Source organism: Sphingomonas sp., from assembly GCF_035555815.1.
In the GTDB taxonomy this organism is placed as follows: Bacteria; Pseudomonadota; Alphaproteobacteria; order Sphingomonadales; family Sphingomonadaceae; genus Sphingomonas.
Genome location: NZ_DATMGG010000054.1, coordinates 1 through 5,868, shown reverse-complemented (window position 1 = coordinate 5,868; position 5,868 = coordinate 1). Strand labels below are relative to the sequence as shown.

At 69.7% G+C, this 5,868-nt stretch carries 7 protein-coding genes; 4 read left to right on the top strand and 3 right to left on the bottom strand.

The genetic code is table 11. The annotated features are described in order from the left end of the window. The 3 genes from VNR91_RS03100 to mutM form a co-directional block, all read right to left on the bottom strand. Positions 1-467, bottom strand: a 467-nt coding sequence (locus tag VNR91_RS03100; RefSeq protein WP_325489328.1) for a DnaA N-terminal domain-containing protein, incomplete at its 3' end; no start/stop codon positions are given. Between the two features lie 415 nt (positions 468-882). Beyond that, on the bottom strand, positions 883-1,146 hold the full coding sequence (gene rpsT / locus VNR91_RS03095) for a 30S ribosomal protein S20 (protein WP_325489327.1): 264 nt from the start codon (positions 1,144-1,146) through the stop codon (positions 883-885). Positions 1,147-1,255: 109 nt separating this feature from the next. Then, on the bottom strand, positions 1,256-2,068 hold the full coding sequence (gene mutM / locus VNR91_RS03090) for a bifunctional DNA-formamidopyrimidine glycosylase/DNA-(apurinic or apyrimidinic site) lyase (protein ID WP_325489326.1): 813 nt from the start codon (positions 2,066-2,068) through the stop codon (positions 1,256-1,258). Between the two features lie 96 nt (positions 2,069-2,164). Between mutM and VNR91_RS03085 the strand changes: the two genes are divergently transcribed. From VNR91_RS03085 to VNR91_RS03070, 4 genes are all read left to right on the top strand, one after another. Then, positions 2,165-2,896 (top strand): class I SAM-dependent methyltransferase, encoded by a 732-nt coding sequence (locus VNR91_RS03085; protein WP_325489325.1) that lies wholly within the window; start codon positions 2,165-2,167, stop codon positions 2,894-2,896. Further along, complete coding sequence (ubiB, locus tag VNR91_RS03080) at positions 2,893-4,425, top strand: 2-polyprenylphenol 6-hydroxylase (RefSeq protein ID WP_325489324.1); 1,533 nt, start codon at positions 2,893-2,895, stop codon at positions 4,423-4,425. Before VNR91_RS03085 ends, ubiB begins: the two co-directional genes overlap by 4 nt. Beyond that, entirely contained in the window at positions 4,425-5,525 is a 1,101-nt protein-coding gene (locus VNR91_RS03075; RefSeq protein WP_325489323.1) for a hypothetical protein, read from the top strand. The genes ubiB and VNR91_RS03075 overlap by 1 nt, the downstream gene beginning before the upstream one ends. Beyond that, positions 5,522-5,868: flavoprotein (locus VNR91_RS03070; RefSeq protein WP_325489322.1), on the top strand; the 347-nt coding region annotated here is incomplete at its 3' end. The genes VNR91_RS03075 and VNR91_RS03070, both read left to right, overlap by 4 nt.

The window sequence follows — 5,868 nt, the reverse complement described above, 5'->3', positions numbered from 1 at the left end:
AACCGCGGCGTCCCCGGCTCCGCCAGCAGGCGGGCGGCGTTGAACGCCACGCGATTCGACGTGTCGATGACGAACCGGTCGAAGGTGAAGCGCGCGTCGAAGCTGTGGGTCTGGCCGCGCTTCGCCGGCGCGCGCTCGGGCAGGTCGGCCGGGGCCGGCGAATCGACCGTCAGCACGCGCTGCGGCCGGGCGTCGCTCAGCGTCTCGATCGACACCGAACGCACGTCGGGCAGGATCGCGCGGAATTCATAGAACAGCCGGTCGGCATAGTGGCTCTTGACCCAGGTGGTCATGAACGCGGTGGGAAAGCCCAGGCGGACCGATTCCGAATCGCTGCCGTCGATCAGCACCGCCGGCTTCAGCCACTGGTCGAACAGGCGCTGGCCGGCCGAATGGCGCAGATTGGTCCGCACCCGGTTCCACGCCTTTGCCACCGCATCGTCCAAACCGTCGCGCCCCACTGCCATCCCGCCCACGTGCACTACCTTTATGGTTTAGGCCGGGATGCACCCCGCCGGCCGGTTTTTCTTGCTGACAAGCGCCCCCACAGCCGGAATCGCGTCCCGCCTGCAGATGCCAGAATGTGAGTGCCGGGCGACGAACGCGGCCCGGACGGACTGTTTACGAACGTCCGTGTGAGTCGATCAAGCCCGCCGTATGTAAAGATTTTGAAATATAGGTGTTGACTCACGGATTCGCGTCGGATTTCTTGGAATATACTTGTTTGCCGGTAGCTTATCCAAACTTCTTCGGAGAAGTATGTCGCGAATCGCGGAGAATCCTGCCTTTTCCGTGAAAGCTTTGTGACAGGCGCGAGACACAGCAAAAGCCCCGCCGGGACGGACCCGGCGGGGCTTTTGCTGTGCGACGTCGGCGCGGGGATCAGCCCAGCGCGGCGATCCGCTTGGTCAGGCGCGAGAACTTCCGCGACGCGGTGTTCTTGTGGAACACGCCCTTGGCGACGCCGCGCGCCATTTCCGGCTGCGCTGCCGCCAGCGCGGCGGTGGCCGCGACCTTGTCGCCGGCGTCGAGCGCGGCTTCAACCCGCTTCACGAACGTCCGGATGCGGCTGACGCGCGCGCCGTTGACTTCCGCGCGCCGATCGTTGCGCCGAATGCGCTTTTTCGCCTGTGGCGTATTCGCCATGTCGTTGTGTTCCTGCCTGTCCTGAATGCAGCCGATCAGGCCGCGGAAAGGCGAGGCCCTTAGCGAAGGCCCGTGCGCGGGTCAACCTGAGTCGGTCGCGCGGGGGCGGTCATTTCTGGCAGGCGGGGCACCAGAAGGTCGAGCGACCGCCATCGACACGCCGCGCGACGATGCCGCCGCACGCGCACGGCTGCCCCTCGCGGCCATAGACCTGGAACTGCTTCGAGAAATAGCCCAGCTCGCCGTCCGGCCGGGCATAGTCGCGCAGGGTGGAGCCACCCGCCGCGATCGCCGCCTCCAGCACCTCGCGCACCGCCACCACCAGCCGGTCGAGCGCGGCGCGACCGATCTTCCCGCCGGGCCGGGTCGGCGCGATCCGCGCTTCGTACAGCGCCTCGCAGACGTAGATATTGCCCAGCCCCGCCACCAGCCGCTGGTCGAGCAGCAGCGTCTTGATCGACGCGCTGCGGCCATCGAGCACGGTTGCGAGATAGGCGCCGGTGAAATCGGGGCCGAGCGGTTCCGGTCCGAGCGCCTTGAACGCCGGCCACTCGGCCAGCTCGGCGGTCGGCACCAGATCGAGCGAGCCGAATCGGCGCGGATCGTTGAGCGCGAGCCGGCGCCCCGCCCGCGTTTCCAGCACAAGATGGTCGTGCGGCAGGATCTCCGCCGGATCGACCCGCCACCGCCCCGACATGCCGAGATGAAAGATCAGCGTGTCGCCGCGATCGGTGTCGATCAGCCCATATTTGGCGCGCCGCCCCAGCGCGGTGACCGTCGCCCCGGTCAGCCGCTGCCCCAGATCGTGCGGCATCGGCCGGCGCAGGTCGGCGCGGCGCAGCGTCACCCGCGCGATCGCCTGCCCCTCCAGCACCGGGGCCAGACCGCGCACGGTCGTCTCGACTTCGGGAAGCTCGGGCATCGGGCTGAGCTAAGTCGCCTTCACGCCCCGGACAACCCCGCCTCGGCGCGCATCACAACCATTGCCGCTGATGCGGACAAACCCTAGAGCGTCGGCATGTCCGACACCGTCTCCTTCGGCTATGAAGAGGTCGCGCCCAGCGACAAGACCCGTCGCGTCGGCGAGGTCTTCGCCAGCGTCGCCAGCCGCTATGATCTGATGAACGACGCCATGTCCGGGGGGATGCACCGGCTGTGGAAGGATCGCTTCGTGCGGCGGGTGAAGCCACAGGCGGGCGAGCAGTTGCTCGACATGGCCGGCGGCACCGGTGACATCGCCTTTCGCCTCGCCCGGTCGGGCGCGAGCGTTACCGTCGCCGATATCAACCCGGCGATGCTGGAGGTCGGGGTCGCGCGCGCGCAGGAACGCGGCATCGACGGGCTGGTGTGGACCGAGGCGAACGCCGAGTCGCTCCAGTTCCCCGACCGCTTCTTCGACGCCTACACGATCGCGTTCGGCATCCGGAACGTCACCGACATCCCCGCCGCGCTGCGGGAGGCGCACCGCGTGCTGCGGCGGGGCGGGCGGTTCTTCTGCCTCGAATTCTCGACGACGCTGTGGCCCGGCTTCGCCGACATCTATGACGCCTATTCGCACCATCTGGTGCCCAGGCTGGGCAAGCTGCTGGCGAATGACGAGGACAGCTATCGCTATCTGATCGAATCGATCCGGCGCTTCCCCGACATGGCGACGTTCGAATCGATGATCGCCGACGCCGGTTTCGTCCGCACCCGCGCCGAGCCGATCCTGGGCGGGCTGGTCGCGATCCACAGCGGCTGGAAGATTTGACCCAACCCGTCGTCCACCTGTGGCGCCTGCTGAAATGGGGCCGCATCCTGGCGCGCCACGGCGCGTTGCGGGGAATCGAGCGCGATCTCAACACCCCGGCGCCGGTGCGACGCCTGGCGCGGATCGCCCGGTTCGGCGCGCGGGTGCCGGCGGTGCCGCGCTATGCCGATGCGTTCCAGGCGATCGGCCCGGCGGCGATCAAGCTGGGCCAGACGCTGGCCACCCGCCCCGATCTGGTCGGGGAGGACGCGGCGCACGATCTGCTGCGGCTGCAGGATGCGCTGCCCCCGGTTCCGTTCGAGGCCATTGAGCGCGTGATGGCCGCCAGCTTCGGCCGGCCGCTGTCCGATCTGTTCGCCGCCATCGATGCGGTGCCGATCGGCGCCGCGTCGATCGCGCAGGTCCACCGCGCGACCACTACCGACGGGCGGCAGGTCGCGGTCAAGGTGTTGCGCCCCGGCGTAGAGGCGGAGTTCACCAAGGCGATCGACACCTATGAATGGGCCGCCGCGCAGGTCGAGGCGATGGGCGGCGAGGCGGCGCGGCTGCGTCCCCGGCTGGTCATCGCCAGCTTCAAGCGGTGGACCGCGCGGGAACTGGACCTGCGCCGCGAAGGCGCGTCGGCCTCCGAACTGGCCGAGGGGATGGAAGCCGAGCCCGATTTCGTCGTCCCCGCGATCGATTGGCAACGCACGTCGGGCAAGGTGCTGACGCTCGAATGGGTCGACGGCATCAAGCTGTCGAACCGGGACGCGCTGATCGCCGCCGGCCACGATCTGCCGGCGCTGGCGACCAAGCTGGTGCGCGCGTTCCTGCGGCAGGCGATCGCCGAGGGTTTCTTCCACGCCGACATGCATCAGGGCAATCTGTTCGCGCTGCCGGGCGATCGAATCGCCGCGATCGATTTCGGCATCATGGGCCGGATCGACCGCCGCGCGCGGGTGTGGCTGGCGGAGATCCTCTACGGGTTGATCACCGGCAATTACCGCCGCGTCGCCGAAATCCATTTCGAGGCGGGCTATGTCCCGCCCCACCATGACGTCGCCGAATTCGCCACCGCATTGCGCGCAGTGGGCGAGCCGATGCGCGGGCTGCCGGTCAAGGACATGTCGGTCGGCGCGATGCTCGACGGGCTGTTCACCATCACCCGCGATTTCGACATGCAGACCCAGCCGCACCTGCTGCTGCTGCAAAAGACGATGGTGGTGGTGGAGGGCGTCGCCACCGCGCTCGATCCCGACATCAACATGTGGGAATCGTCCGAACCGTTCGTCGGCGAATGGCTGCGCACCGAACTGGGACCGGAAGCGGCGCTGGCCGATCGGCTGATCGACGATTTGCGGACCGTCGCCCGCCTGCCCGCGCTGATCCGCAACATCGAGCGCCGCTATCCCAGTCCCGGCGGCGCCCCGCCCGCTCCGCCGCTGCGCGAGATCGAGGTGGTACGGGTCGGCGGCGGCTGGCGCTATGGCCTGGTCGCGCTGATCGCGGCCGGCGCGGGCGTGGCGGCGACCCTGCTGATCCACTGATGGCGCGGCCGCTGCCCCCGCTGTGGCTGGCCCATCCAAGCCGTTTCGCCGGGCTGTCTCGCCGCCGCGCATTGTGGGCCGGCGGCGCGCTGTTGCTGCTGCTGATCGCCAGCCTGATCGCGCTGAAGGCCCCCGCGCCACCCGCCGATGCGCTGGCCGAGACCCCGGCGCTGGCGGTGTATGAAAGCGTGATCGCCGGGCTGCGCGCGGGGGGCGGCTATTATCAGCTCACCGCCGATTCGCTGCGCGCCGGCGCCTATCCGCTGCGCCCGTTCTTCGCGTTTCGCCTCCCCGCGCACAGCGTCGTCCAGGCCGCGCTGCCGCCTACGGCCACGCTGGTGCTGCTCGGCCTGCTGGTGCTGGCGGTGGCGATGGCCTGGTGGCACCGATTGAAGCCGGCGCTGCCACGTCCGCCCGCGCGGTTCGCGGCGATGGTGCTGCTCGGCGGCGGGCTCGCGACGTTCCTCCAGTCCGACCTGATCGCCGCGCACGAGCTGTGGGCCGGGCTGCTGGTCGCGCTGGCGCTGGCGCTGCGCACGCCGGGACGCTGGCTGGCCCCGGCGGCGATCGCGCTGATGGCGATGCTGGTACGGGAAAGCGCGGCGGTGTTCGTGGTGGTGATGGCGGCGATGGCGCTGCTCGAGGGGCGGCGGCGCGAGGCGCTCGGCTGGACCGGTGCGCTGCTGCTGTTCGCGGTCGCGGTCGCGACCCATGCCCATGCCGTGGCGCAGGTGACCGGCCCGCTCGATCCCGCGGCCGCCGGCTGGGCGGGGATGCCGGGGTTCGGCCTGTTCCTTCAGGCGGCAGCGGCGACCACCGCGCTGCGCTTCCTGCCGCTCGCGATCGCCGCGCCGCTGATCGTGCTCGCGCTGTTCGGCTGGGCGTGCTGGCGCGACGCGCTGGCGCTGCGCGCGCTGGCCGTATTCTGCGCCTACGCGCTGGTCCTCGGGCTGCTCGCCGGGCCGGGCGATGTCGCGCAGGGCTTGCTGGTCGCGCCGATGATCCTCGTCGGACTGGCCTTTGCGCCGGACGGGCTGCGCGACCTGGCCAGCGCGCTGCTCGACAGGCGCCGCGTCCGGGTCCAGAGAGTGAGCACATGAAGCGGATTTTGCTGATCGTCGGCGGGGGTATCGCCGCGTACAAGGCGTGCGAGCTTGTGCGGCTGATCCGCAAGGCCGGGATGCGTGTCACCTGCGTGCTGACCGAGGGTGGCCAGCACTTCGTCACGCCGATGACGCTGGCCGCGCTCAGCGAGAACCAGGTCTACACCACGCTGTGGGATCTGAAGGACGAGGCGGAGATGGGCCATATCCAGCTCAGCCGCCAGGCCGACCTGATCGTCGTCGCCCCCGCCACCGCCGATCTGATGGCGCGCATGGCCGCCGGCATGGCCGACGATCTGGCGACCACGCTGCTGCTCGCCACCGACAAGCCGGTGCTGGC

Coding starts and splice junctions, on each gene's coding strand:
- VNR91_RS03075 (WP_325489323.1), top strand. CDS start 4,425: ATGGCGCGGCCGCTGCCCCCGCTGTGGCTGGCCCATCCAAGCCGTTTC.
- VNR91_RS03085 (WP_325489325.1), top strand. CDS start 2,165: ATGTCCGACACCGTCTCCTTCGGCTATGAAGAGGTCGCGCCCAGCGAC.
- mutM (WP_325489326.1), bottom strand. CDS start 2,068: ATGCCCGAGCTTCCCGAAGTCGAGACGACCGTGCGCGGTCTGGCCCCG.
- rpsT (WP_325489327.1), bottom strand. CDS start 1,146: ATGGCGAATACGCCACAGGCGAAAAAGCGCATTCGGCGCAACGATCGG.